This window comes from Legionella feeleii (genome assembly GCF_001467625.1).
In the GTDB taxonomy this organism is placed as follows: domain Bacteria; phylum Pseudomonadota; class Gammaproteobacteria; order Legionellales; family Legionellaceae; genus Tatlockia; species Tatlockia feeleii.
In genome coordinates, this window is sequence record NZ_LNYB01000080.1 from 305,524 (window position 1) to 330,138 (window position 24,615).

The window sequence follows — 24,615 nt, forward strand, 5'->3', positions numbered from 1 at the left end:
GTAGAACAGCTTGATCTGTTTTAATTGATAAAGTATCAGCTACTTAAAAATCAATTTTGATCTGTATAGAATGTGAGTATGGTTGTGTTAATAAGGATATTAATCATGCCAAAATTGCCTAAAATTTGTTTTTTACCTTTGTTATTATCTTGTTCGCTTAGTTCTGCAATTACTTTAGGTCGAGTTGTTGTTGCAGATCCTCTCGTCGGCAGTCGCTCAATCATTTACGAACAAATTAATGGTTTTGCTGTTGTTGAAGGAGATATCCTTGTTGCCAAAATTACTGATTTACGGCGATTTCGTGCTGTAATAAGACATAAAATTGGTGGCAGTAGATGGCCGGACGGTATTATTCCTTACGAAATTGCAGAAGATTTACCGTTCAAAAATAAATTAGCTGTTTTGCAGGCCATTGCCCACTGGCAAGAAAAAACCAATATCAAATTGGTGGAATTAACAAGTAAAAATCGCCATATCTATCGTGATTATGTTGTTTTTGTTCCTGCGGAAGGCACAACCTGTTCCTCTTATGTAGGAAAGCAAGGTGGACGGCAGGAAATTAACTTGTCACCCCGTTGTACTGCCATGAATACAGTGCATGAAATTGGCCATGCTCTCGGCTTATGGCATGAGCAATCCCGTGCCGATCGTGCAGAATTTATTCGCATCCTTTGGGAAAATATTGAAGAGGATCATAAATTTAATTTTGACCAGCATTTAACCGATGGTGAAGATTTTGGTAGTTATGATTACCAGTCAATCATGCATTATGGGGCCTATGCTTTTTCAAAGAACGGCAAAAGAACGATTGAACCCTTAATGGATGGAATCGAGATAGGCCAAAGAAATTATTTAAGCGATAAAGACATTGCTGCAATTAATGCGATGTATCCGAACGACTATTAACAGCAATCTATCGATCAGGCTTTTTAGGAGACTCGCTACAGAGAGAAGTGCAAGAAATGAAACGTAAAGCACATTAGATTTCGAGCACCGTAGCCTGGGAGCAATTCAATCTGGAGTAGGGTTTCCGAAGATAGGCAGCCTACTATTAGTCTAGTAGGCTGTAGGAGATGGATTTTTATACAAAGGAAAATGTTCGCGGAGTATCGTCCAGAGAGTTGATGCTAAGCTCTGTCGCTTTATCCTGATTATGTTTATGATAAGAGCTTCCCAAGCTGTATACCATGTAAGTCGCTGTCATTACTAAAGCAGCGGGCAAGGAGATCGCCATTGTAGTCATAAACAAAGCAGGCATCACCGCATTTTTACCTAATGTAAAATAAAAATTATCGCTCGCCGTTTTCTGTTCCCACTGAGCCAATCCAATTGTTTTTGAGCCTGCGTTTTCTAACTCTGCTGTACGAAGGGCGACGCTTTTTTCCTTATAGTTACTATAAGCCCCGTCAGATAAGTAAATTGCTACCCCAAGAGTGCATACCAAATAGGAACCGGCGATCAAGGCAGCCGGTGTCAGTAACATGGAAGCTGAAAAGCCCATCAATAACAATAAAGCGCCCGTGGCATTAAACAAATAAGTGGAACTTTCTATTTCCCAACTGTTATCAAGTTGTTTGATTTGTTCCCGTAATATTTTCAATGCCACTGCATGCTCTTGTTGATCAGGGAATTGCTCATGGTAGATGCATTCTTCTTCATATTGTGCTCTTTTAGTCAAATAAGCACCTTTAGCAAGTTCACGACGGTATAAAAGCAGACTGACGTCAAAGAGCAGGAATGCTGCTGTTGCCCAACCAGCTACAGGATTAGAAATACCAAAATAGTCGTTATAATTAGTAAGGCCGTTAACGGTCGCCCAAACTATATCGTTTAGATAAGTTAGTCGACGATCATAAAGTTCATCTGTGAATCGCCGCCAGGTAGTTAACGCCTCTTCATCAGTTGATGTTGGGGCAATCGCATGTTTAAGCGCAATTCCCATATTGAGAATCATACGGCCGACGAAAAAGCCCACACTCAAAGCGCGAAAGATATGATTGGGTTTTTCCCAAGTATGAACAATAGCTTCAACATCAATCTCTTTGCCCAGGATATTGCCCAGTTTTTCTATCCATTGAAGTTCACGAGCCAGGAATAGAGAATTTTTCATGGTTAGTCGGCAGAAAGTCCAGTAAATACGGCTTACATTAGCAAAACCAACATTACTGACGATTTTTGAAATACTGAACGGAGTCGCTTTCATCTCTTTTAAACTGGCTCCAATGTCTTCACCCAGTTTCTTTAAAAACCCTTCATCCTTAGGACCAATTTTAGCGTCTTCTACATTCTCACAACGCTTTCTTATTACTTCAGCAAAATCTGCGAATTTTTTTGCATTGGGTTTCCCTTCTCCGTCATGAATTTCATAATAATTTTTCAGCATAATGCTGCAGCTATAACAGTAAAGCCAGAATTTCTTTCCAGCACCATCATTAGCTATCGCCCCCTTTTTAAGGGCGGCATATAATTGGTTAAATTCTTGCTCAATGAATGTTTTATTATCTGCCAGGAATTTGTAGCGGCGTTTGTCATCTGGACCGCCTTCAGCCCATCGGCGAGCATCCGCGGTACTATCAATATCCGATGTCAAAAAGCCATGTTTGTCGCGAGCAAAAAATTGGTATTGAGCTGAATAGGAAACCATAATCTAATCCATCAAAAAAATGTGCAATAAGTTAAAAATACAAACTTAGCATTAGTGTGATCCGCAAAGCAAACAATTTTGTATTTATTTTTTTCATATTGCATACTGAATAGCACTAAGGGTGTTTGCCTGTTATTAACAATTTGATTAACAAAGATTTTTTCAGAGATAGGGAGGAGCTGTTTATGCTGAATTATAATCCCTGCAACAAATATTAACGTTATTTGCCGATGCAAAAGCTGGAAAAAATTCTACCAAGTAAATCATCGGAAGAAAATTCCCCTGTAATTTCCCCCAATGCCTGATGAGCAAGACGCAAATCTTCAGCAAGTAATTCCCCGGCTCTTTGCGTAGTCAACTGTTGCTGTCCAGCGAGTAGTAACTCTTTTGCCCTATCTAAGGCATCTAAATGGCGCCTTCGAGCCAAGAATAAACCCTCCGTTGGCTGATAACCGACAACCTTCTTAATTTTCTCTTTTAACAATTCCAGGCCTGCACCGGATTTAGCGGAAAGGTAGACAGCTTGCTCTTCGGTTTTGGGAGTAAGGCCCACAGAATCAATCTTGTTATAAATTTGAATCACAGGAACACCCGGTGGTAGTGTATTGCGAATGGTTTCACTTAACTCACTGCTACAATCAGTCTGGTTAATATCGATTACCATCAATAAGCAATCGGCACGACTTACTTCCTGCCAGGCCCGCTTAATTCCTTCCTTCTCTACCAGATCCTCGCTTTCGCGTAGACCTGCTGTATCGATCAAATGTAAAGGAATATCATCAAGCAAAATATGCTCGCGCATAACATCACGTGTAGTACCAGCCACATCGGTTACTATCGCCACATCTCGGCCAGCGAGGCAATTAATAAGCGTTGACTTTCCAGCATTCGGACGACCAGCAATGACAATCGACAAGCCTTCTCGAATAATGGCACCTTGCGATGCACTGTTCCGAATAGTCACCAGTGATGCTAAAACATCTGCCAGCATTGCCGCCACTTTACCATCGCTGAGAAAATCAATTTCTTCTTCCGGGAAGTCTATGGCAGCCTCCACAAAAAGGCGTAAGTGAATTATGTTTTCGTTTAATTCGTGGATTTTATTTGAGAAATCACCTTGTAGTGATCTCAGGGCCATGCGAGCGGCTGTTTGTGAACTGGCATTAATAAGATCGGCAATCGCTTCAGCTTGGGTTAAATCCATTTTATCATTCAGAAAGGCCCGTTCGGAAAATTCTCCCGGTTTGGCTAATCGTGCTCCGAGACTAATGCATTCCTTTAGTAGAGAATCCAAAACAATAGGGGCCCCGTGTCCTTGCAGCTCCACCACATCTTCTCCGGTAAAAGAATGAGGCGCTTTAAAGTAAATCGCCAAGCCGTTATCCAGAACATTGCCCTGTCCATCAACAAAAGAGCAATATTTTGCGACACGGGGAGTTAAAGTCTTTTTCGCATTCAATTGTAAAGCGATGGAATACGCTTGCGGACCCGAGAGACGTATAACACCCACTCCCCCGCGTCCAGGAGGAGTGGCAATTGCTGCGATAGTATCCGATGACATTTACTTCGCAGAAACCAGAGTTTTCTTTGGCCTATCATCACTGTACTTACGTGTGATATACCATTGTTGCAGGATTGATAAAGCGTTGTTGACTATCCAATACAAAACCAGACCGGCTGGGAAATTCCAGAATAGGCCGGTAAAGAGGATTGGCAAGAACATCATTATCTTCGCTTGCATTGGATCGGGCGGCGCGGGATTCAAGCGCTGCTGGATCAACATGGTAGCGCCCATAATTATGGGTAATACATGGTATGGATCAGCAACTGCTAAATCCTTAATCCAGAAAATAAAAGGTGCCTGACGTAATTCAACGCTTTCTAGTAAAACCCAATAAAGGGCAATGAAAACCGGGATCTGGATAATAATAGGCAAACAACCACCTAAAGGATTAACTTTTTCCTGACGGTACAACTCCATGGTTGCCTGGCTCATTTTGGCCTTGTCATCACCATAACGCTCACGCAAAGCTTGTAATTTAGGTTGTAACTTACGCATACTCGCCATCGATTTATAACTGGTGGCTGATAAGCGATAGAAGGCTAATTTAATTAATACGGTAACTAAAACAATAGACCATCCCCAATTACCTACTACTGAGTGAATGGCTTTCATTAATGAGAACAATAGGGAGGACAAAAACCAAAGCCAACCGTAATCCACTGTCAAATCAAGTCCTGGAGCAATCCCTTTCAATACACTGGTAATTTCAGGACCGATATAAAGGCTGGAGCCGATTTTTTTCTCTGTTCCAGGTGCAACCTGGATTGGTTCACTGACTGAACCAATGGTGTAATCCTGCTTGGCAACACGTGTATAAAACAAGTTGTTGCTGATCGCATTCGGTACCCAGGCACTCAGGAAATAATGCTGTTGCATCGCAATCCAACCACCTTGAGATTTTGTCTCCAGATTGGTTTTAGTCATATCCTTGAAAGTAACCTTTTGATAACGGTGCTGGGGATTGGAGTAAGAAGCACCAGTGTAAGATCCAACATGGAAGATACTTGATTGATCCTCTTGCGGTGAACTACGCAAGAGTTGAGTATTCATATAGCCACTCCAGGCTTCCTTACCCTGATTATTCAATAAGTAATTGATTTGGATTAGGTAACTTCCCTTGGTAAAGACAAACTCTTTTTTGACGTCTAAACCTTCCGGTGTTTTCCCATTAAGAACAACCGTGAGTTTTTCTGCGTCTGGCATTAATTCATATTGTTGTTTGTCAGAAGTTAAATTGAGATTAACAGTCTGCACTGACTGTCCTGAGCCAGTCAGCAAACTGCTATTTGCCACATACCGTTCACTGGTACGATTTTGTAACAAAGTAATCGGGTTATCTTTATCTTCAAGACTTTCCGGGTAGTCAAGTAATTGCGCCTTAACAATATCACCATGGCGTGTGTCAATATGTAAATCGAGCACATCCGTTTTAACCCGAACTATTTGAGAAGCAGCGTTTTCATTTATCGTTTCCTCGGATCCAGTAATAACCTTTGTTTCCGGTTGATTAGTACTACTGCTCGCTATATTAGGTAGCAATTGACTCTCTTTGGATTCTGTGACGTTCTCTTCACTGACTATTTGTTGGGGCTGGACTGGCGGATAATCATGCTGCCAACTAGTCCACAGAGAGTAAACAATCAGCGCTAGCGCTGCATATAAAACTACACGACGTATATCCATCAAGGCTTCTCTTTGTTAGGTAATACAGGGTCATAGCCACCAACTGACCAAGGATGGCATTTCAGCAGCCGTCGGCAGGTAAGCCAGCCTCCTTTCAAAACACCAAAGTGTTTAATGGCAGCCAGGGCATACTCTGAACAACTTGGGTAATAACGGCAACAGGGTTTCATGATTGGACGTAATAGAAATTGGTACATCACAATGGGCAAGCAAATTAGATTGCGTATAAAGCGGTTAATTTGTTCCATATTGTACCTAATTTGGCAATTATTGTTTTGTTTTCTACCTTTGCCACACCGTGTTTGGCCAAAAATATTACATCTATCGCAGGTAACTGATTAGTTCGAAATCCTTCACGTAATAAACGTTTGATGCGATTTCTATCATGTGCTTTGGGTATCATCTTTTTGGATAACGCTAACCCAAGCCTAGAGTACCCCAGAGAATTCTCACGGTATAGGATAATGAACTCTGAGGTAACTATCTTCTTTGCCTGCTCAAACACATGGTCATAATCGCTTTTTTTTAATAACCGACGTGTTTTGTCAAAACAGTGCACTTAGGCTGATAAACGCTTACGTCCTTTCGCACGACGACGTTTTAGTACCAAGCGACCGCCTCTGGTTGCCATGCGTTGACGAAAACCATGATCGCGTTTGCGCTTCAGATTACTTGGTTGAAAAGTGCGTTTCATGATGAACCTGTTGTTAATTAATTTTTGAGGTTGGCAATGATAGAAAACTTTACATCGGCTGTCAAACCATGTTGGAAGAATAACGCACGTTTTTTATTTGTTAATGGCGCTGTTAATAATTAATAAAAAAGATATTTTAGAATTTTTATTTATATTTATGTTAGCAAATTCTGTTGAAAGTTTTATTTTTTATTTTAAATACAATTAGTTATATAATTTTTTTGCTGTTAAAAACCACTCAATATGCTTTCGATGGTGTGTCCATAAGTTAATAGTCTTTCTCTTGTAAGCCAAGTTATCCACTTATTTTAATAGTGTTTGTTTTAATGTTACTAACATCTTTGTGTGGATTTTTAGAGTCAATCTAAAGTGTCACTTTATAAAAATTACCAGATTTTGGTTGTTAGCTAATTAATATAAAGTTATTTATTTAAAACCTTATTATTCTTATATAGTCATTAAAATCTGTTAATTCTTGTTATATTTAGATTAAATACAAATAGTTACGATATTTTTTTGTTGTAGATAAGCGTTGTTTATTCGGACTGATAACTTCTTTATAAGATCTTTTTTTTTAAAGAGAACTTTGTTATACCTAACTTATACGTCTCTTTTAACCAGTTTATCCCAAGGGTTATAAAATCGTTTATTTATCTTCGTCGTTGTCTTTACTGAACAGGCTATTTCCTGATTTCATCAATTTGATATTTTCATTCTGGTATTTTATTGTTATTGTGGATAACTCTGTTCTTTTACTCATTGCTTAGTATAATGACGCCCTTGTAAATCTGATTTTACCTAAATTTAATATTGTTCCTGATTCTCATTGGCATTTTGTTGCCGGTTTGATATGGGCAATCTTTTAAATTTCCTGAGCAAGTATTTACCCTTGCTCCTCTGGTATATTCAGTGGCAATATTTTATTTGATTATGCTTGCGTGATATTGTTTTAGCCTATTGAGGAGTTTTTGTGTCTGCAAATGTTTGGCAGAAGTGTTTGGGGCTGTTAAAAGAGGAATACCCCGTTCAGCAATTCAATACCTGGTTACGTCCCTTACAAGCGGAAATACAGGATAATGGTCTTGTGTTGCTTGCCCCTAATCGTTTTGTAGTAGATTGGGTAAAGAAGAATTTTTATTCAAGAATCAAAGAACTGGTTAGTCAATTTGGTGGTGATACTGTTTCGATGGTTAGTATTGAGATTGGTACTAAAGTAGCCCAGCCTGTTGATGCGGATGTTCAACCTTTAAAAACACAGACCAATACTGCCAAGGCAATACCAAAGAAAGCCGCTGATTATAAAAATAGCTACCTTAATAAGAAGTTCCTTTTCGATAGTTTTGTTGAGGGTAACTCAAACCAATTAGCTCGTGCCGCTTCCTTGCAAGTAGCTGAGCGTCCAGGTGATGCCTATAACCCTTTATTTATCTATGGTGGAGTGGGCTTAGGTAAAACTCATTTGATGCATGCCATTGGTAATACTATCTTAAAAAATAATCCTGAAGCCAAGGTTCTTTACCTCCATTCCGAGCGCTTTGTAGCTGATATGGTCAAGGCATTACAAACGAATTCAATTAATGAATTTAAGCGTTTTTATCGTTCTCTCAATGCGCTGTTAATCGATGATATCCAATTCTTTGCTGGCAAAGATCGATCTCAAGAAGAGTTTTTTCATACTTTCAATGCCTTATTGGAAGGACAGCAGCAAATTATTCTTACCTCTGATCGTTATCCAAAAGAGATTGAAGGGGTTGAAGAGCGCCTTAAATCCCGTTTTGGCTGGGGATTAACTGTTGCTGTAGAACCTCCAGAACTTGAAACGCGAGTCGCTATTTTAATTAGCAAGGCAGAGCAATCTAATATTGAACTTCCCTATGAAGTTGCTTTTTTTATTGCCAAACGTATTCGTTCCAATGTGCGTGAATTGGAAGGTGCACTGCGTCGCGTTATTGCAAATGCTCATTTTACTGGCAAACCGATTACTATTGATTTTGTGCATGAGGCTTTACGTGATCTGCTCGCGCTGCAGGATAAATTAGTTACCATTGAGAATATTCAAAAAACAGTTGCAGAATACTATAAGGTTAAAGTTGCCGATTTATTATCCAAAAGGCGGAGTCGTTCTATCGCCCGTCCGCGGCAAATGGCCATGGCTTTGGCAAAAGAGTTGACTAATCACAGCTTGCCTGAAATTGGCGATCATTTTGGTGGGCGGGATCATACCACCGTTATTCATGCCTGCCGTAAAGTCAAAGAATTAATTCAGGATGAAACTGATTTTGCCGAGGATTACAAGAATTTAATGCGTACTTTGTCATCTTGATTAGGGATTAACTATGTTCGATCTGACTCTTACTAAGGAACAACTACTTACTCCTTTGTTGACAGTTGCCGGTGCGGTTGATAAGAAGCAATCTTTGGCTATTTTATCTAATTTTTTGCTTGCCTTGAATGATAATCGTTTGTTTATTACAGCGACTGATCTGGAAATGGAAATTACAGCCCTTATTAACTGCAATATGAGTCATTCAGCAGGCAAGATAACGGTTCCTGCGAAAAAATTTATTGATATTATTCGTTCGCTTGATGATGATGCCTGCCCAACGATTACGATGAAAGATAGCACAGTCGTTATTAGTGCTGCGCGCAGTAAGTTTAAACTGGCCACTTTGCCTGCGGATGATTTTCCCTCTAGTGAGAATGAAGTTAGCGAGGTTGAATTTTCTTTATCGCGTACAGATCTGATTCATTTGCTGCAATCTACCCATTTTGCCATGTCGCAGCAGGATGTTCGGGTTTTTTTAAATGGATTACTACTAGAGTTAGATGCGAATGTAATCACTGCTGTAGCTACTGATGGTCATCGCATGGCAGTATGCCGTTTACCTTGTGATTCCATCGTGTCGCATCATCGCTTTTTACTACCCAAGAAGGGTGTTCAGGAAATGCTTAGATTGCTTAATAATATATCAGATGAGCAAATTGGCATTGCTGCTGGTAAGAATTATTTTAAATTGTCTAGCCAGGAATATACCTTTCAATCCAGATTGATTGAAGCCCGCTTTCCTCCTTATGCCAAGGCTATTCCTAAAGAACAAGATAAATTTGTACTCTTAGATCGTGATCTGCTTAAGAGGGCTCTTGCCAGAATCGCTATTCTGGCTCATGAGAAATCCCGTGCGGTGTTGCTGCATGTGCAACCTGCTCTCCTTACGCTAGTTGCAAATAATCAGGAACAAGAGGAAGCGATGGAGTCACTGGAAGCTCATACCGATGGTAATGAATTAAAAATTGGAATTAACGCGGGCTACCTGCTTGATGTTTTAAATTTTGTTCCGGAGGGATTGATACGTTTATCAATGTCGACTACTGATAGTAGTATTTTGGTTGAGTCAGTACAGGATGAACATTACCAATATATTATCATGCCTATGAAATTATGAGCCTTGCCCATTTGCAGATCAAAAACCTTCGTAATATTGAATCTGCGCGTTTAGATCTACACCCTCATCTCAATATTATTGTTGGCGCTAATGGCAGTGGAAAGACTTCTTTTTTAGAGGCTATTTACCTTTTGGGCAGTGGGCATTCTTTTCGCACAAGAGAAATTTCACCCTTGGTGAGAGAGTCATCTGACTCTTTGACAGTTTTTGCCAGAGCGGACGATGAACAAACGATCAGTATACAGAAATCTCCTCTTTCACCAACACAAGTTCGTATTAATTTATCCCCTTGCCAAAGTAGTAGTGAATTAGCCTATTTTTTGCCTTGTCAGGTTTTTTACCAGGATATTTTTCAGATTATTGATGCTGGTCCATCTATGCGTCGTAGTTTATTGGATTGGGGATTGTTTCACGTGAAACAATCTTATCATTCGCTATGGAAAGATTTTCGAAGAGTACTAAAACAAAGAAATAGTTTGTTGCGGCAAAAGGCAGCCCCAAGTCAACTCGTACCCTGGGATAACCTGTTAGTAACGCTCTCTGAACAGTTAGACAACCTACGTGGGCAATACTTTGTTGAACTCAATAGAGAGTTTCAAACCTTATTAAGCCAGCTGACAGACAGCAAAGCGTCACTAACTTACTACAAAGGATGGGATAGGCGAGGGAGTGGCAAGCATTTATCAGTTATCTTGGCTGATAGTTATGAGAGTGATCTACATCGCCAATTTACGCAGTATGGAGCACATCAAGCCGACCTGATTGTGAATAGTGATAATTTGCAAGCGAAACAGTATCTGTCACGAGGGCAACAGAAAATTATTCTCTTTGCATTAAAACTGGCACAGGCAAAACTAATAACTAAACATTGTCTTTATCTCTGTGATGATATTTCTTCAGAGCTGGATCAATCACATGTTAACAATTTGTTTAAATTAATTGAAACCATTCCGGGACAATTCTTCATTACCTGCATTAATTTTGACAGCCTTTTTATAGAAAAAGAAATTACTGACTACAAAGTTTTTTCTATTAAAAATGGCCATTTCACATGTTCGGAAATTTGAGGCAAAATACCAGGTTTAGCTCATTAACCACAAGTGACATCATGAGTATTGATTTAGCATCACTAAAGGAATTATTTGATTTCCTTGAAAAACGGCTTATTAAAAATGATATGGCGGCCAGGGAAAAAGCGTATGGGTTACACGTCCCCCTGATGTCATCCATTTCAAAGAAACTTACCTCGGAACTAGCTGAAGGACAACAAGCAGTATTGGGAATGAGTAGACAATTGCCCACAAGATATAAGGGAGTAAGTCTGCAAAATGAGAAAACAGAGCTTCTTGAGAATATCAATACAGCTGTCAAAGCGATTTGCACCTACGAAGCGTTAGTTCTCTGTGTGATGACTGCCTTTCGGCAAGGACTAAATGGCTGCCAGGAACATGCTACACTGGTCAGTTTGGCGCTATTGAGCCTTTATGGTGTTAATAAGGGGCCTCGCGTTGAAAATACAATGCTTGAGATTCGCGGTACCACGTATAATCATGAGTTTGTTGTATTCGAACGAGCAGCTGGGAGTGTGCTGGATGACGTTTCGAGTTGGGGGAACTGCCTTGTTATAGACTCTTATGGACACTGGTTTTCCGGTATCCAAGGCTTGCCTCCTGGCACCGGCATAGCCAATTTATTGCATGATAAAACTCACAGCGGCCTGAATATCTCCGTTTACCACGATAACAAAATGAAGTTGGATTTACTTCATCGTTATCAGGCTGATACAGATCACCCCTTCCATACAATTGAAAAAGTCAGCTTAAAGATACTGACAGACCATCTTACCAGTTTTGTTGAAAACGCAATGATAAAATTGGGTTTACCGCGATTAAAAGTACTTTCCTCTCCATCATTATGCACCGATTCACTCTTTGCACCAACGAAGTCACCCGCTGCTGATGAGCCTGCTATCACTCCCCGGGTAGAAACAGAGAGTAACTTAACACTTTAACAAATTTGTACAGGGAAGAAATCTAAGGATTGTTTCACGTGAAACAGGAAACTTGCCAGGCTGAAACTCAGCAGAAGTATGGCAAGATGAATCATACAAAATGGCTTCAACTAGTGGTATAATAGCCAATTTGTTACAGCCATAGGTAAAGAGGATCTTTATGAGCGTTGATGCCAGTTACGATTCGTCGAATATCAAAGTTTTAAAAGGCCTGGATGCAGTTAGAAAACGTCCAGGTATGTACATAGGTGATACCGACGATGGCACTGGTTTGCATCATATGGTTTTTGAGGTTGTAGATAACTCCATCGATGAGGCCTTGGCTGGTTACTGCAAGGAAATCCGCGTCACCATTCATGCCGATGAATCAATCACTGTTAAAGACGACGGCCGTGGAATACCGGTTGATATTCATAAAGAGGAAGGTCGTTCAGCGGCAGAAGTTATCATGACAATTTTACATGCAGGTGGAAAATTTGATGATAACTCTTACAAGGTTTCTGGGGGACTTCATGGAGTAGGGGTGTCTGTTGTTAATGCCCTTTCAGAAGAGTTACATCTATCGATTCGCCGAAATGGAAAGCTGCACGAACAGCACTACCGTAATGGTGTTCCCGACGCACCCCTTGCAGTGACAGGGGATGCAACTGCAACAGGGACACAAGTTTGGTTTAAACCAAGTGCCAACACCTTTAACAATATTGAATTCCATTACGATATACTTGCCAAGCGTTTAAGAGAACTCTCTTTCCTTAACTCCGGCGTTTGCATTTATCTTTACGACGAACGGTCTCAAAAGCAGGATACTTTCCGCTATGAGGGAGGAATTCAGGCCTTTGTTGAGCACCTGAATCGTAATAAAACACCTATTATGCCGATCGTCTTCTCACTAAGCGGTGTTAAAGACAACATCAGTGTAGACCTTTCTTTACAGTGGAATGATTCGTTCCAGGAAACTATTTTTTGCTTTACCAACAATATTCCTCAGCGCGATGGTGGTACGCATTTGGCAGGCTTCCGCGCTGCATTAACACGTACACTTAACACCTATATTGAGAATGAAGGGTTTGCCAAAAAAGCAAAAATAACCACTACTGGTGATGATGCCCGTGAAGGTCTAACTGCCGTATTATCCGTCAAGGTTCCTGATCCAAAGTTTTCATCACAAACCAAAGATAAACTGGTTTCATCGGAGGTGAAAGCGGCGGTAGAATCTCTGGTAGCTGAAAAATTAAATGATTTTCTTTTAGAAAACCCAGCAATTGCCAAATCGATTGTCGGTAAAATTATTGATGCAGCAAGAGCTCGCGAAGCAGCGCGTCGGGCACGTGAAATGACTCGACGCAAGGGTGCGCTCGATATTGCTGGCCTACCAGGGAAATTAGCTGATTGTCAGGAAAAAGATCCCGCCCTTTCTGAATTGTATATCGTTGAGGGAGATTCTGCAGGCGGTTCTGCAAAACAAGGCCGCGATCGGAAGTTTCAGGCAATTCTGCCGCTTAAGGGTAAAATCCTCAACGTGGAGAAAGCACGTTTTGATAAAATGCTCTCTTCCCAGGAAGTAGCTACACTGATCACAGCATTAGGCTGTGGCATCGGTCCTGATGAATACGATCCGGATAAAATTCGCTATCACCGTATTATTATTATGACCGACGCCGATGTGGATGGTGCGCATATTCGTACCCTATTGCTGACCTTTTTCTACCGCCAGACACCCGAGTTGGTTGAACGCGGTTACATTTATATCGCTCAACCTCCTTTATATAAAGTTAAGCGCGGTAAGCAAGAACAGTATGTAAAAGATGATGACGCCTTATTTGAATACTTAACACAGTCGGCATTGGATAATGCTGAATTTTTCCCGGGCAAAGAGATTCCAGCAATCTCATCTCAGGCTCTGGAAGAGTTGGTGCGGCAATATAGACGGGTTGAGAAAATTATAAAGCGTCAATCAAGGCGTTATAGTGCAGAAATTCTCAATAGAATACTTTATCTACCCGCATTACAGCATGATAATTTTAACAATCAAGAACTTATTGGTAACTGGGCAAAGCAACTACATACGGGGTTACAGCAGCTAGGAAGCAAAACTCATCAATATGCAGTCGATGTCATTCACAATAACGAAAGTGGTTATTACGTCCCTCGCGTGATGGTTACCCAGCACGGCCTGGTCAATCCTATTTTGCTAAATACCGAATTTTTCTTCTCGAAGGATTACAAAGAAATCGCTAGCTTGGGAACAAAACTGGTATCTCTTATTGAAGAAGGTGCCATGATCAAGCGTGGCGAACGGACACAAGCAATAGAGTCCTTTGAAGAGGTTATCAACTGGTTGATGGATGAGGCAAAACGAGGACAAACCGTACAACGCTATAAAGGTCTTGGGGAAATGAATCCAGAACAACTTTGGGAAACGACGATGGATCCTGAAGTTAGACGTATGCTACAGGTGAGTGTGGAAGACGCTGTCGCTGCCGATGAAATCTTTACGACCTTAATGGGCGATAATGTTGAGCCGCGACGGGAATTTATTGAAAGCAATGCATTGGATGCCGAAAATATTGATGTGTAAAAGCTAGCTATATTAGGCAGAGGGTAGTTTAGAGCAACCTTCTGCCAATTTCTTCTATGGCATGAATTTATTGGCAATCCAGGTTCAATTAGCCTCCTTCCTAGATGGTTTTCACAATTGAGATGGCTTAAAACAATAGTATGCGTATTAAGGATAAAAACGACCCACTCTATTGGCCAAATATACCCAAAGAGAATTTAATACTGCTAAGCAGCGGTAGCTATGCGAATGCGCGTGTATTCAGGTATACCAAGGGTGAGGTAGAGCTTACAATAAAGAGTTTTGAACATTGTCCCTGGTGGATAAGATTGTTAGTGGCTAGAACAGTTGCCAGGATTGAATATCACTGTTTAAATCGGCTCCTGGGACTCGACGGAGTTACCAGCAGGGTTTTACTTCTTGATAGATACACAGTCGCCTTTTCCTATATATCAGGGGAGTCCCTTAGAAAGATTTATAGAAACAGGCAACACCTCCCAAAGCGCTTCTTTATAGAAATGGAAAAGAGAGTGCGCGCCATGCACCGCAGAGGTCAAGTACATTTAGATTTAAGAAATCTGGGTAATGTTATTCATGGAGAAGATGGAGCGCCCTATCTAATTGACTTTCAATCCAGTCTAAAAACGAACTACCTGCCTAAGAAATTACGAACAGTGTTAGAAAATTTTGATATTTCAGGTGTTTATAAATGCTGGAAGTTACTTTGTGAAGAACCCCTAGACCCGCAAAGAGAGCAGCTATTACATAAATTCACTAAACTAAGGCGCTTTTGGATCTTTAAAAATACACGACGCAAAATAAAAAAATTCCTATGAAGATATTGGTCATACAGCATAAAGCAATCGGCGATGTATTAGTTGGCAGTATACTTTGCGATAATCTGCGTAGAGGATTTCCTACAGCAAAAATAGACTATTTAATTTATGAGGCAACGGAATCAGTGTTGCGTGGTAACAAGAGCATTGATCGCCTGGTGCTCTTCAGACGCAAACACAGAACAAGCAAAATAGAGTTTTTAAAATTAGCATTTACGATAAGAAAAGAAAACTATGATCTAATCATTGACGCTTATTCGAAACTGGAAAGCTGGATTATTGTTCTGCTTAGCGGGGCAACTAGACGCATTTCCCACAAGAAGAGGGCAAGAAATTTTTTATATACGGATCCAGTCCCCTTTGAGCGATTTTCTCATCCACATCTCGGAGTGATTATTGAGAAAAAGCTATCCTTACTCAATCCCTTAGCATTAACTATTGATTTGGATCCAGTACCCAAACTTTTTTTGACTCTCAATGAAAGAAAAAAAGCAGAAGAACTGTTTATAAAACATGAAGTAAAAATAACGCGAAAAACAATTATGGTTAGTTTGCTTGGTAGTTCTGCCAGGAAAACGTACCCATTGGATTATATGCTCATCTTAATTAATGAAATTGCGAAAAACTATGATGTGAATATTTTATTCAACTATCTTCCCCAACAAGCTGACCAGGCAAGTTTCGTTTATAACGGTTGTACAAAGACAACAAAAGCAAAGCTTTCTTTTAATTTGATAGGGCAAAATTTAAGAGAGTTTATTATTATCATGGACAAATGCGATCTGATTGTGGGAAATGAAGGTGGTGCAGTTAATATAGCCAAAGCACTCAATAAACCCTCTTTTTCTATTTTTTCACCCGCAATCTCCAAAAAAGATTGGGCTACCTTTGAAGATGGCATTAGAAATGTATCAATTAGTATGGAAGATTTTAAGCCAGAACTAATTAAAAACAAATCCTATCAACGATTAAAACAAGAGAGTCTTCAGCTTTATGAACACTATCTCCCTGAATTAATCATTCCCAAGCTACACACTTTTCTACGAAGGCATTTAGAAGTTTTAACAGACTCTCCAAACCAGTAAGAAATTAATCAGGAATACACGCTTCCACCAGTTGGTTAGCCAGGAAAGAATCCAAAGAGCCGACTCTTTTGTTAAGCCAGGAAAATAGGGTGTTCTGTGTTAACAAGGGCACGCTATCGAGACTTTGTATACAAACAAAAGCGACATTTTTATCCCTGTCCGCATCGGCAAGTTGCCGTTTTACATGGCGCAAGGATTGTGCAGATAATTTCAACTGCAAACAACGCAATTTATCTTCAAAGACAACATTATTGTTTGCAATCTCAAGATGGGAAGCAAGGGCAGTTGTTAGAAATTGTTCGGCATGGCGGAAACGAAAATTAATATTAAACGTTAATTGTTCGGCATGGTTAGAAAAATAATTTGCCAGCGTTGAAAGACGAAGACTATGCGGGCTGTGATAGAGGTAGAAATAGTTCTCTGTATGGCCGAGCAATTGTGCTGCTTTTATTTGTGCTAATGAGTGTCTAGGAACATGTACCTTCTTAGGACGATATTTTTGTTTAAACGCTTTCAATGCCGCTCGTATTCGGTAATACACGCTATGCGATTGCTGCTTTTTCCACTCCCCACGCAATACAACCTTGTTATGGTAAAAAAAATTCTCCGGGGAGACTGGTCTTATAAGAAAAAAATCATCGTTAAGGTAAAGAAATTTTTCCGCTAAACCAGGAATACGCCACAGCAGAGACTCTATTGTCCTGCTATTAAAAGTTGGCAGAGCATCGGAAAATCCAGAAAAAATTATTTTATGATCAATAAGATGAATTCGATGTTCATAGTCAGTCCCAGCAAGTTTGCTAAGTAATGCCGGTGTTTGGTTATCCGTAACCAAGTAGATATGCCTTAGCCAGGGTGCAAAACGAAACAGCGAAACAAGACAGAATTCGAGTTCACCTACCTCTCCAAAGCGTGTTGGGCTAATTGCTTCCTCATGAACGAATGTGGTTTGCGTCAAATAATGGAGGAGCTTTTGCCTATAAATCGATTCATTTCCGTTAACCCAGGTAATCACCGCGTCAATAATTTCTGGTTGCAAATGATTAGAACCCATGAATGTTCCTCTTAAGCTCGACTAAATCGGACAGGTGTATGCAGCCTTTTGAATGAGCTAGAGCATAGCTCCAAAGTGGTTTTAAACAAAGAAATTAATCAGCCATTTAATTTTGTCACCCTGCAAATTTTTGCGCAGAGAAAAGAGTGTTGGATAGAAAAAATAAAGCTGCTATGATGCCTAAGCTTTTCGGGAATCTAGACTTGTTATTTTGACTGAATTAAAGGAGTAAATCAGATATGTACAGTAAGTTAAGCACTTTTTCTGTGTTGCTTTTAACTGCGCTAAACACCACAAATTCGTACGCTGGGACAGTCGGAAACGTAGAAAAAGAACCAGCATCCCCAGGATATTCGTTGAGTGTGACCCCTTTCTACGGTGCAATTAATGATGAGGGTATCCGAAAATTATATTTGGCAAAAACAATTTCTAGCGGAAATAACACAACTTATGTAAAAACGCATTTTCCTGATAACGATTCCAATTGGGGTATTGCTGCTAGTGCGGGTTATCGCTTCAACCCATTTAATGATGTTGTTTTAAGTTATTCTTATTTATCAACGAGAGGACGAAGGGATGTATACAACACAACAACGCCCGGAGTACTCGTTAATACTTTATCGCAGATTGCCAATTTTGGTGCTCAAAACTTAAATGGTGCAGCAGTGGCTTCAGTGAAGACAAAATTCACCTACCAAACAGGTGATTTAATAACTCGTCGGTTTTTTAACGCAGAAAATTACGAGAATATTCAATTTTCACGATTTTTTGGTATTAAGGCGGCCTATTTCACCAAACGGTTTGATGCTGTTTACGCGGGGACCATAATTCCGAATTTTGTCGGCACTAGCGAGCCTGTTCGAGATGGGATTAATTACAAGTCCCAATATTATGGAATCGGTCCGCGTATTGGTATGGGTGGGCGATGGTTTTTTAACCGTTATATAAGTCTAGGTGGTGATGTTTCAGCCTCTTTGCTGGTTGGTGCTTATGATAATGAGTGGCGCGAAACACTGACAACTAATTTTCCTGTAGGTGCCCTGCCTGCAAACGGTATTTATCAATTTAACCAATCAACAGACTCTAACGTTTGGATCGCCCCTGTTTTAGCAGGTAATATCTCTGTCGCAGGTAATTTTGATATACCCAATAACAGTATCTTCCAAATCGAAGGGGGGATTGGTTCAGAGCAATACTTGCCCCAGTTAAATGCTGATTCCTATTCACACCCCGAAAATGCAAATAAATTACGTATAAATCAGCATTTTATGGTAAGAAATATTTTTATAAAACTTAGCTATTTTTGTTAATCATATTTGAGCATGGCTTGATTTAAGCGAGCCATGCTCCACTTCTTTCATAAAACAATAGCGATAAAATTTCTGGGTATCCATTAATGAGTTTTGCCTATCTGGGTGAAGTGTAGAGTTGTAAAGGAGGTGACACCGTGCTTATGAGTCCGTTAGATCAGGCACATCAACGTGACAATGTTGTGGTTATGTACCCTAAAATTCACCCAACAGCACTTGTTTCGCGTCATGCACAAATTGCGTCAGATGTTGAGATCGGCCCTTACACAATTATCGGTGATCATGTCTGTATCGATGAGGGTACCGTTATTGGTGCCCACGTAGTCATTGAGGGTTGGACTGCTATTGGCAAGCGAAACCAGATTTATCATGGTGCAATAGTCGGTAATGTTCCCCAAGATCTAAAATTTAATGGAGAAAAAAGCAAACTTACTATCGGTGACGACAATATCATTCGTGAATATGCCACGATTAGTCGCGGTACAACTGGTGGTGGCGGCGAAACCCGTATCGGTAACAATAACTTGATCATGTCTTATGTGCATGTGGCTCATGATGTGCACATAGGGGCTCATAATGTTTTAGCCCATGCTGCAGGAATTGGTGGTCACGTAATTATGGAAGACTGGGTGACCATTGGTGCTTTGAGTGGCATTCATCAATTTGTCAAACTTGGACGTTTGGCCATGATCGGCGCTAATAGCATGATAGCGAAAGATGTGCCGCCTTATGCACTTGTAAAAGGTAATCCAGCCAAATTTTATGGGGTTAATTTCACCCGGTTACGACGAAATGATTTTACGTCAGAAGAGCGTATGCAAATTCAACGGGCTTATAAAATTCTTTATAACTCGGGGTTAACTTTAAACGAAGCCATTGAAATAATGGAACAGGAGTTACCTAACAGTGAACATATCGACTATTTGCTACAATTTCTGCGTCATGCCAATCGGGGAATTTACCGTTAAAAGGATTAAGTTTAGGCTCACGAGCCTAAAGAGAATTAGTCTATGAGAGTTACCAAAGTGGATGTAAAGTGTAAGCCTTTAAGTCTTCAGGAGTTGGCAACAATTTCTGGTGCACAGCTTTATAGAAATGTAAGTGAAGATTTATTTCTAGTTCAAGGACTAGCCTCACTTGCTGAAGCCGATAAAACACAATTGTGCGTCCTCCATCATAAAAAATACCTTGGTGCTTTAAAAAAATCAGGGGCAGGGGCCTGTATTATTGCACCCACTTATGTTGATTCAGCCCCAAAGAATATGCATTTGCTTGTGCATGAGAACCCTTATAAAGCTTACGCTCTGATTGCACAGGCACTTTATTCTCCTAATGATGAAAAAAAAGGCTTTATCTCGGAGAAGGCCCACATTTCTTCTACTGCCATAATTGGCGAGGGATGTAGAATTGAGCCTGGTGCTTATATTGGTGAGCAAGTGATTATTGGCAAAGGTTCTAAAATAGGGGTAAATACTTTTATTGGTGAACGAGTTGTAATCGGTGAGGACTGCCTGATCGAAAATAATGTCAGTATTAGTCATGCCATTATTGGAAATAAAACCATTATTTATCCTGGAGCTAGAATTGGGCAAGATGGTTTTGGTTTTGCTAGTGATAAAGAGGGCCATTATAAGATCCCTCATTTAGGCCGAGTTATTATTGGTGATGACGTTGAAATAGGCGCAAATACTTGCATTGATCGTGGTTCTCTCAATGATACAGTCATTGAGGACCTATGTAGAATCGATAATTTGGTTCAAATTGGACACAATGTCAAAGTTGGTAAAGGTTCTGTTTTAGTTGCTCAGGTTGGTGTTGCTGGTAGTACAGAGTTGGGAAAATTCGTGGCCTTAGCTGGTCAGGTTGGGGTTATTGGTCATTTGAAAGTAGGTGATGGGGCAATGGTTTTCGCAAAAAGTGCTGTATTCAAAAATGTTCAGCCGGGAGCAAAAATGGCGGGTTATCCTGCTGTACCTTTGTGGAGTTGGCACCGACAAGTCGCCTATTTAAAGAAAATCTTAAGACCTAAGAAATAACAGGGTGATAATTACATTAAAAATTATTGTTTAAATTGAAAACCATAGGATTAGAGCCAAAAAGAATGATTGAAATAGGAAATAAACTAAATCAATTACCTGTAAGTTGGGCCGGGCGGTTTCTTTATTATTTCTTGCCCTATAAAAAGGATGTGGTATTTAAAAATATTGATTTAGTATTTCAGGCCAGTATGGGGAAACGAGAAAAAAAACGTTTTGCAATGGCCTATTATTCGCATTTTTTTTGTACCTTAAAGGAACTGATTTTTTTTTCCTTTACACCAATGAAGCGCATGCAGCAGCGGACGGAGATACGAGGTCTAGAGCATTTTTCAGCGGTCTCTGCGAGAGGGAGGGGCGTCTTGCTTCTTAGCGCCCATGTAGGTAATTGGGAGATAGCACCTCTTACATCATTTCATGCATTGAAAGCTTTTAACAAACAAATTCACTGTATTCGCAAAACGTTAAAAAATAGATTTGTAGAAAAAATTTTATTTCAACGTTGTGAAAAGGCTGGTTTTCCTACGATCAAAAATAGCGGCGCCCTAGCCAAAGTACGTAGGGCGTTGGCAGCCAAGGAAGTTGTACTTTTTTTTATGGATCAACGAGGGCGTGAAACAATAAAAGCAAGAGTTATTGCTGATTTCTTTGGCCACAAAGCTACTAACTATAGCAGCCTTGCCATTCTGGCAGGATATACAAAAGCACCTGTGGTTCCGGTGGCCTTCTATCGCCTCAAAAATGGCCGGCATGTGGCCGAATTTTATCCGGAGGTAAAATGGTTGGATTACTCTGATAAAAGAAAAGCTATCTACTATAATACGCTGGCATATAACCAAGCTTTAGAAAGAATAATCCTGCAAAACCCTGAACAATGGATCTGGTCTTATAATCGTTGGAAATTATAAGAAAATATTCCTCAGGAATTCTAAATGATGGGAATGCTATCAATGCCAGAAATACAAAAAAAATTTTGTCAATTACCTATCAACCTTCTCGGCCGTTTTCTTTACTATTTCCTTCCTATCAGAAGAAAAATAGTGAGGCAGAATATAGAGTTGGTATTTCAAAAAACTCTCTCAAAGGGGGAAAAAAAGCATTTAGCACTGGCGTTTTATTCCCATCTTGTAATGATCATTAAAGAAGTTTTCTTTCTATTTTCTTTTCAAAGTATTAGCCAATTAAAAAGAAAAGTTGAAATTCGGGGTACAGAATATTTGCTAAAGGCAGCTGAGCTTCAAAAAGGGGTTCTTATACTGACGGGGCATTTGGGTAGTTGGGAGTTTACACCTGTTATAGGGCTTCAAACCATTACTGGCTTTAAAGGCCAATTCTATGTTATTCGTAAAAGGATAAAAAATAAATTTCTAGAAAATTTTTTGTTTCGACGTTGGCATAAAAATGGTCTGACAGTGATTGACAAAAAAGGGTCTCTTCGAAAAATATATAGGGCGTTGGCAGCAAACCACGCCGTACTATTTCCGATGGATCAGCATGGGCCTCTTGAGAGCAAGCAGGGAATTGCCGTGGAATTTTTTGCAAAAGAAGCCGGTACATACCGCAGTTTGGCTTCTTTGGCGCATCGAAGTGGTGCGCCTGTTGTCCCTTCGGTTTGTTACCGCTTGAAGAATGGGAAGCATGTCCTGGAATTCTATCCGCAATTGGAATGGTTGCAATATACAGTACCGGAAGAGGCTATCTATTATAATACCCAACTTTATAATCAGATTTTGGAAAAGCTCATTTTGGTTCATCCTGAACAGTGGTTATGGTCGCATAGACGCTGGAAACTCTAATCCAACGCATGTTAGCTGTTCTCAATACCAATAATCCTCAATCCAACTAACAGGCAGAACCTTACGATACCATTTACCGCTTTTGCCAAGAACTGCTTCATGTGGATTAGGCTTGCCGTGAAAAACAATGACTTTGGCTTCTTTTGGCAATTGTGCCTGCCTATAAAAATTGCTGGGAAATGATGGCAGGCAATGACGTTTAAAGCTTTGACACCATCCAGGAGGCCAATAGCTTAATTGATTCTGTTTGGCGATAAACTGAGTACAGTACTCTTGTTCATTGCGGACTTTTTTAAGCCCATAAGGAGCCCTTTGCAAGGACTCCAAGAGATCCTGATGTTGGCCTATCGTAAATTTAAATACTGAAGTATTCCCGGTTCCATCCGATTTATCCCACTCCCTGATGACTAAAAAATCCCCTTCAACTGTAAAAAAATCATCTAAATTGCCCACGATAACAATATCTAAATCAAGAAATAAGGTTTCCCCTTCCAAATCATGAAGAGGGTTGGCAAAACAGGTTAACTTTAACCAGCCATGCTGTAAGGTCCATTTCTTCCGTTGATCAAAATCAGGAAAACCAACCAGGGGAATTGGTTTTATTTCCACTTCCTGGCGAATATCCCTGCTATCATCCGTTAGACAAATAAAGCGAAAAGGGCGTCTTAGATTACGCTTAACCATTGAATACAGAACGTTTACATAGTTTGCACTGTATTTCTGCCCCCATTTAATACACAAAATATTAACAGGCTTCATTTTTTCAGGCCAACAGGTTATGAAAATAATGCTCTTATCGCTTATTTCCATTGATTAGGCAAGTGCAAACACCTATTTAAAATATTTACTTGCCGGAACGAAGGTGCAATTATGAGGGCCAAAATCAGTCTGTTTTATTTATAAATGTTTGCCAATGATGAGTGTGCAGTACGCCGATCCCCTGATGATGAAACAATCTAACGCTAGAATCCTGGTGTGTGAGGAGTTTGTCGATAAAATAGACCCCCTTTGGTTTCAGCCCTCTTTTTGGGGTAAAGATGCCTTGCCGATAATGGCTGGTGGAAGGGGTATGGCGTGGTTTATTGCGCGACCAGAAGGTGATTGGGTTTTACGCCTCTATGGTCGTGGCGGATTAGTAGTGCATATTACCAGGAGAGCCCATTTTTTTCTTAATCAGTATTTCGTTCGCGCTTTTCGTGAGTTTCGTCTTCTAACCAAACTTCATCAAGCAGGTCTGAACGTACCTAGGCCAATTGCAGCAGCCTATCGGAAAGTGGCCTATGGCTGGTATCACGCTGAAATTATTATTGAGCGTGTTCCTCACGCCTACTCTTTTGCTCAACATTTAGGAAGCTCTAACGAGAAATTATGGTTTGAACTAGGCCGTCTTATTCGCCAGTTCCATGACTATGGTGTTTATCACGCCGATTTAAATTGCCATAACATTTTGATTTCAGAATCAGGCGTTTATTTAATTGATTTTGATAAGGGCCGATTTAGGAGGGGGCAGTCATGGAAAAAAAGTAATTTGCAACGACTAAGACACTCGATTGAGAAATTATCAAACACGGATTTAAATCATTCGCCTCGGCTAAGAAGTCTCTGGCAAATATTACTTTCAGGCTATGACGCTGGTGAGTGAGGTTTTATTCAATAAACTCGTTAACAGCGATCCCTTTAAGCGATTTTGCATGCCAATTTTTTTTGCCCTAACAGGAACCTGCCTGTTAGTTAAGAGAAAAGGGGAGAGAGATGAATTATTGGTCTTTATGTAGTAAAGATAAGATAAAAAAAAAGCCGCGTCCTTGCGGCGAAGCACGTCCAGTGTGCTGGTCCATTTAATCGACATCCTGTCAGACTGTCCATGTCGTTCCCTATGTGTTCATAGTATAGGCGCGTCCC

The 24,615-nt window shown here is 40.2% G+C and carries 21 protein-coding genes; 13 read left to right on the plus strand and 8 right to left on the minus strand.

The features are described 5' to 3' along the window. Positions 1-105 precede the first annotated feature (105 nt). Complete coding sequence (legP, locus tag Lfee_RS09070) at positions 106-906, plus strand: Dot/Icm T4SS effector Zinc-dependent metalloprotease LegP (RefSeq protein WP_058445987.1); 801 nt, start codon at positions 106-108, stop codon at positions 904-906. Positions 907-1,081: 175 nt separating this feature from the next. On the opposite strand, the gene Lfee_RS09075 is transcribed toward legP, so the two are convergent. The 6 genes from Lfee_RS09075 to rpmH all read right to left on the minus strand — a co-directional run bounded on the left by Lfee_RS09075 (position 1,082) and on the right by rpmH (position 6,585). Next, a complete protein-coding gene (locus Lfee_RS09075; RefSeq protein WP_058445990.1) occupies positions 1,082-2,644 on the minus strand; it encodes a hypothetical protein in 1,563 nt (520 codons plus the stop codon). A 220-nt stretch (positions 2,645-2,864) separates the two neighbouring features. Next, on the minus strand, positions 2,865-4,205 hold the full coding sequence (gene mnmE / locus Lfee_RS09080) for a tRNA uridine-5-carboxymethylaminomethyl(34) synthesis GTPase MnmE (protein WP_058445992.1): 1,341 nt from the start codon (positions 4,203-4,205) through the stop codon (positions 2,865-2,867). Further along, positions 4,206-5,891: a membrane protein insertase YidC gene (yidC, locus tag Lfee_RS09085; protein ID WP_058445993.1), complete on the minus strand. Its 1,686-nt coding sequence runs from the start codon at positions 5,889-5,891 to the stop codon at positions 4,206-4,208. Further along, complete coding sequence (gene yidD, locus Lfee_RS09090; protein ID WP_082646613.1) at positions 5,891-6,139, minus strand: membrane protein insertion efficiency factor YidD; 249 nt, start codon at positions 6,137-6,139, stop codon at positions 5,891-5,893. Before yidD ends, yidC begins: the two co-directional genes overlap by 1 nt. After that, entirely contained in the window at positions 6,106-6,450 is a 345-nt protein-coding gene (rnpA, locus tag Lfee_RS09095; RefSeq protein WP_058445995.1) for a ribonuclease P protein component, read from the minus strand. The genes yidD and rnpA overlap by 34 nt, the downstream gene beginning before the upstream one ends. Continuing rightward, the gene (rpmH, locus tag Lfee_RS09100) at positions 6,451-6,585 is read right to left on the minus strand and encodes a 50S ribosomal protein L34 (protein ID WP_019215662.1); all 135 of its coding nucleotides are present in this window, start codon (positions 6,583-6,585) and stop codon (positions 6,451-6,453) included. A 970-nt stretch (positions 6,586-7,555) separates the two neighbouring features. On the opposite strand from rpmH, the gene dnaA reads away from it, so the two are divergent. The 6 genes from dnaA (at position 7,556) to Lfee_RS09135 (ending at position 16,517) form a co-directional block, all read left to right on the plus strand. Then, positions 7,556-8,908, plus strand: a complete 1,353-nt coding sequence (gene dnaA, locus Lfee_RS09105) for a chromosomal replication initiator protein DnaA (protein ID WP_058445998.1) — start codon at positions 7,556-7,558, stop codon at positions 8,906-8,908. A gap of 13 nt (positions 8,909-8,921) precedes the next feature. Beyond that, positions 8,922-10,028 carry a DNA polymerase III subunit beta gene (gene dnaN, locus Lfee_RS09110; RefSeq protein ID WP_058446000.1) on the plus strand — a complete coding sequence of 369 codons (1,107 nt, stop codon included), beginning with the start codon at positions 8,922-8,924 and terminating at the stop codon, positions 10,026-10,028. Further along, a complete protein-coding gene (recF, locus tag Lfee_RS09115; RefSeq protein WP_058446002.1) occupies positions 10,025-11,095 on the plus strand; it encodes a DNA replication/repair protein RecF in 1,071 nt (356 codons plus the stop codon). Before dnaN ends, recF begins: the two co-directional genes overlap by 4 nt. A 41-nt stretch (positions 11,096-11,136) precedes the next feature. Continuing rightward, positions 11,137-12,039 carry a hypothetical protein gene (locus tag Lfee_RS09120; protein WP_131753133.1) on the plus strand — a complete coding sequence of 301 codons (903 nt, stop codon included), beginning with the start codon at positions 11,137-11,139 and terminating at the stop codon, positions 12,037-12,039. Between the two features lie 160 nt (positions 12,040-12,199). Then, positions 12,200-14,617, plus strand: coding sequence for a DNA topoisomerase (ATP-hydrolyzing) subunit B (gene gyrB / locus Lfee_RS09125; protein ID WP_058446006.1), 2,418 nt, complete (start codon positions 12,200-12,202; stop codon positions 14,615-14,617). 811 nt (positions 14,618-15,428) lie between these two features. Beyond that, complete coding sequence (locus Lfee_RS09135; RefSeq protein ID WP_058446010.1) at positions 15,429-16,517, plus strand: glycosyltransferase family 9 protein; 1,089 nt, start codon at positions 15,429-15,431, stop codon at positions 16,515-16,517. Positions 16,518-16,521: 4 nt separating this feature from the next. On the opposite strand, the gene Lfee_RS09140 is transcribed toward Lfee_RS09135, so the two are convergent. Further along, the gene (locus tag Lfee_RS09140) at positions 16,522-17,571 is read right to left on the minus strand and encodes a hypothetical protein (protein ID WP_058446013.1); all 1,050 of its coding nucleotides are present in this window, start codon (positions 17,569-17,571) and stop codon (positions 16,522-16,524) included. Positions 17,572-17,810: 239 nt separating this feature from the next. Between Lfee_RS09140 and Lfee_RS09145 the strand changes: the two genes are divergently transcribed. The 5 genes from Lfee_RS09145 to Lfee_RS09165 all read left to right on the plus strand — a co-directional run bounded on the left by Lfee_RS09145 (position 17,811) and on the right by Lfee_RS09165 (position 22,713). Beyond that, the gene (locus tag Lfee_RS09145; protein WP_058446015.1) at positions 17,811-18,881 is read left to right on the plus strand and encodes an Lpg1974 family pore-forming outer membrane protein; all 1,071 of its coding nucleotides are present in this window, start codon (positions 17,811-17,813) and stop codon (positions 18,879-18,881) included. A 137-nt stretch (positions 18,882-19,018) separates the two neighbouring features. Further along, positions 19,019-19,849: an acyl-ACP--UDP-N-acetylglucosamine O-acyltransferase gene (lpxA, locus tag Lfee_RS09150; protein WP_058446016.1), complete on the plus strand. Its 831-nt coding sequence runs from the start codon at positions 19,019-19,021 to the stop codon at positions 19,847-19,849. A gap of 42 nt (positions 19,850-19,891) precedes the next feature. Continuing rightward, entirely contained in the window at positions 19,892-20,917 is a 1,026-nt protein-coding gene (gene lpxD, locus Lfee_RS09155; RefSeq protein WP_058446017.1) for a UDP-3-O-(3-hydroxymyristoyl)glucosamine N-acyltransferase, read from the plus strand. Positions 20,918-20,982: 65 nt separating this feature from the next. After that, positions 20,983-21,825, plus strand: a complete 843-nt coding sequence (locus tag Lfee_RS09160) for a lysophospholipid acyltransferase family protein (protein WP_058446018.1) — start codon at positions 20,983-20,985, stop codon at positions 21,823-21,825. A gap of 24 nt (positions 21,826-21,849) precedes the next feature. After that, complete coding sequence (locus tag Lfee_RS09165; protein WP_238584905.1) at positions 21,850-22,713, plus strand: lysophospholipid acyltransferase family protein; 864 nt, start codon at positions 21,850-21,852, stop codon at positions 22,711-22,713. 21 nt (positions 22,714-22,734) lie between these two features. Here Lfee_RS09165 and Lfee_RS09170 read toward each other — a convergent pair whose 3' ends face one another. Then, on the minus strand, positions 22,735-23,472 hold the full coding sequence (locus Lfee_RS09170) for a glycosyltransferase (protein ID WP_172606836.1): 738 nt from the start codon (positions 23,470-23,472) through the stop codon (positions 22,735-22,737). Between the two features lie 154 nt (positions 23,473-23,626). On the opposite strand from Lfee_RS09170, the gene Lfee_RS09175 reads away from it, so the two are divergent. Then, positions 23,627-24,355 (plus strand): 3-deoxy-D-manno-octulosonic acid kinase, encoded by a 729-nt coding sequence (locus Lfee_RS09175; protein WP_064088288.1) that lies wholly within the window; start codon positions 23,627-23,629, stop codon positions 24,353-24,355. Positions 24,356-24,615: the final 260 nt, after the last annotated feature.

Bases quoted from the DNA above. Each gene is read 5' to 3' on its own strand.
- gyrB (WP_058446006.1), top strand. From the start codon at position 12,200: ATGAGCGTTGATGCCAGTTACGATTCGTCGAATATCAAAGTTTTAAAA.
- Lfee_RS09140 (WP_058446013.1), bottom strand. From the start codon at position 17,571: ATGGGTTCTAATCATTTGCAACCAGAAATTATTGACGCGGTGATTACC.
- Lfee_RS09120 (WP_131753133.1), top strand. From the start codon at position 11,137: ATGAGTATTGATTTAGCATCACTAAAGGAATTATTTGATTTCCTTGAA.
- Lfee_RS09145 (WP_058446015.1), top strand. From the start codon at position 17,811: ATGTACAGTAAGTTAAGCACTTTTTCTGTGTTGCTTTTAACTGCGCTA.
- dnaN (WP_058446000.1), top strand. From the start codon at position 8,922: ATGTTCGATCTGACTCTTACTAAGGAACAACTACTTACTCCTTTGTTG.
- mnmE (WP_058445992.1), bottom strand. From the start codon at position 4,205: ATGTCATCGGATACTATCGCAGCAATTGCCACTCCTCCTGGACGCGGG.
- Lfee_RS09160 (WP_058446018.1), top strand. From the start codon at position 20,983: ATGATTGAAATAGGAAATAAACTAAATCAATTACCTGTAAGTTGGGCC.
- lpxD (WP_058446017.1), top strand. From the start codon at position 19,892: ATGAGAGTTACCAAAGTGGATGTAAAGTGTAAGCCTTTAAGTCTTCAG.
- Lfee_RS09135 (WP_058446010.1), top strand. From the start codon at position 15,429: ATGAAGATATTGGTCATACAGCATAAAGCAATCGGCGATGTATTAGTT.
- Lfee_RS09175 (WP_064088288.1), top strand. From the start codon at position 23,627: ATGATGAGTGTGCAGTACGCCGATCCCCTGATGATGAAACAATCTAAC.
- Lfee_RS09170 (WP_172606836.1), bottom strand. From the start codon at position 23,472: ATGAAGCCTGTTAATATTTTGTGTATTAAATGGGGGCAGAAATACAGT.
- Lfee_RS09165 (WP_238584905.1), top strand. From the start codon at position 21,850: ATGATGGGAATGCTATCAATGCCAGAAATACAAAAAAAATTTTGTCAA.
- yidC (WP_058445993.1), bottom strand. From the start codon at position 5,891: ATGGATATACGTCGTGTAGTTTTATATGCAGCGCTAGCGCTGATTGTT.
- rpmH (WP_019215662.1), bottom strand. From the start codon at position 6,585: ATGAAACGCACTTTTCAACCAAGTAATCTGAAGCGCAAACGCGATCAT.
- legP (WP_058445987.1), top strand. From the start codon at position 106: ATGCCAAAATTGCCTAAAATTTGTTTTTTACCTTTGTTATTATCTTGT.
- recF (WP_058446002.1), top strand. From the start codon at position 10,025: ATGAGCCTTGCCCATTTGCAGATCAAAAACCTTCGTAATATTGAATCT.
- yidD (WP_082646613.1), bottom strand. From the start codon at position 6,139: ATGGAACAAATTAACCGCTTTATACGCAATCTAATTTGCTTGCCCATT.
- Lfee_RS09075 (WP_058445990.1), bottom strand. From the start codon at position 2,644: ATGGTTTCCTATTCAGCTCAATACCAATTTTTTGCTCGCGACAAACAT.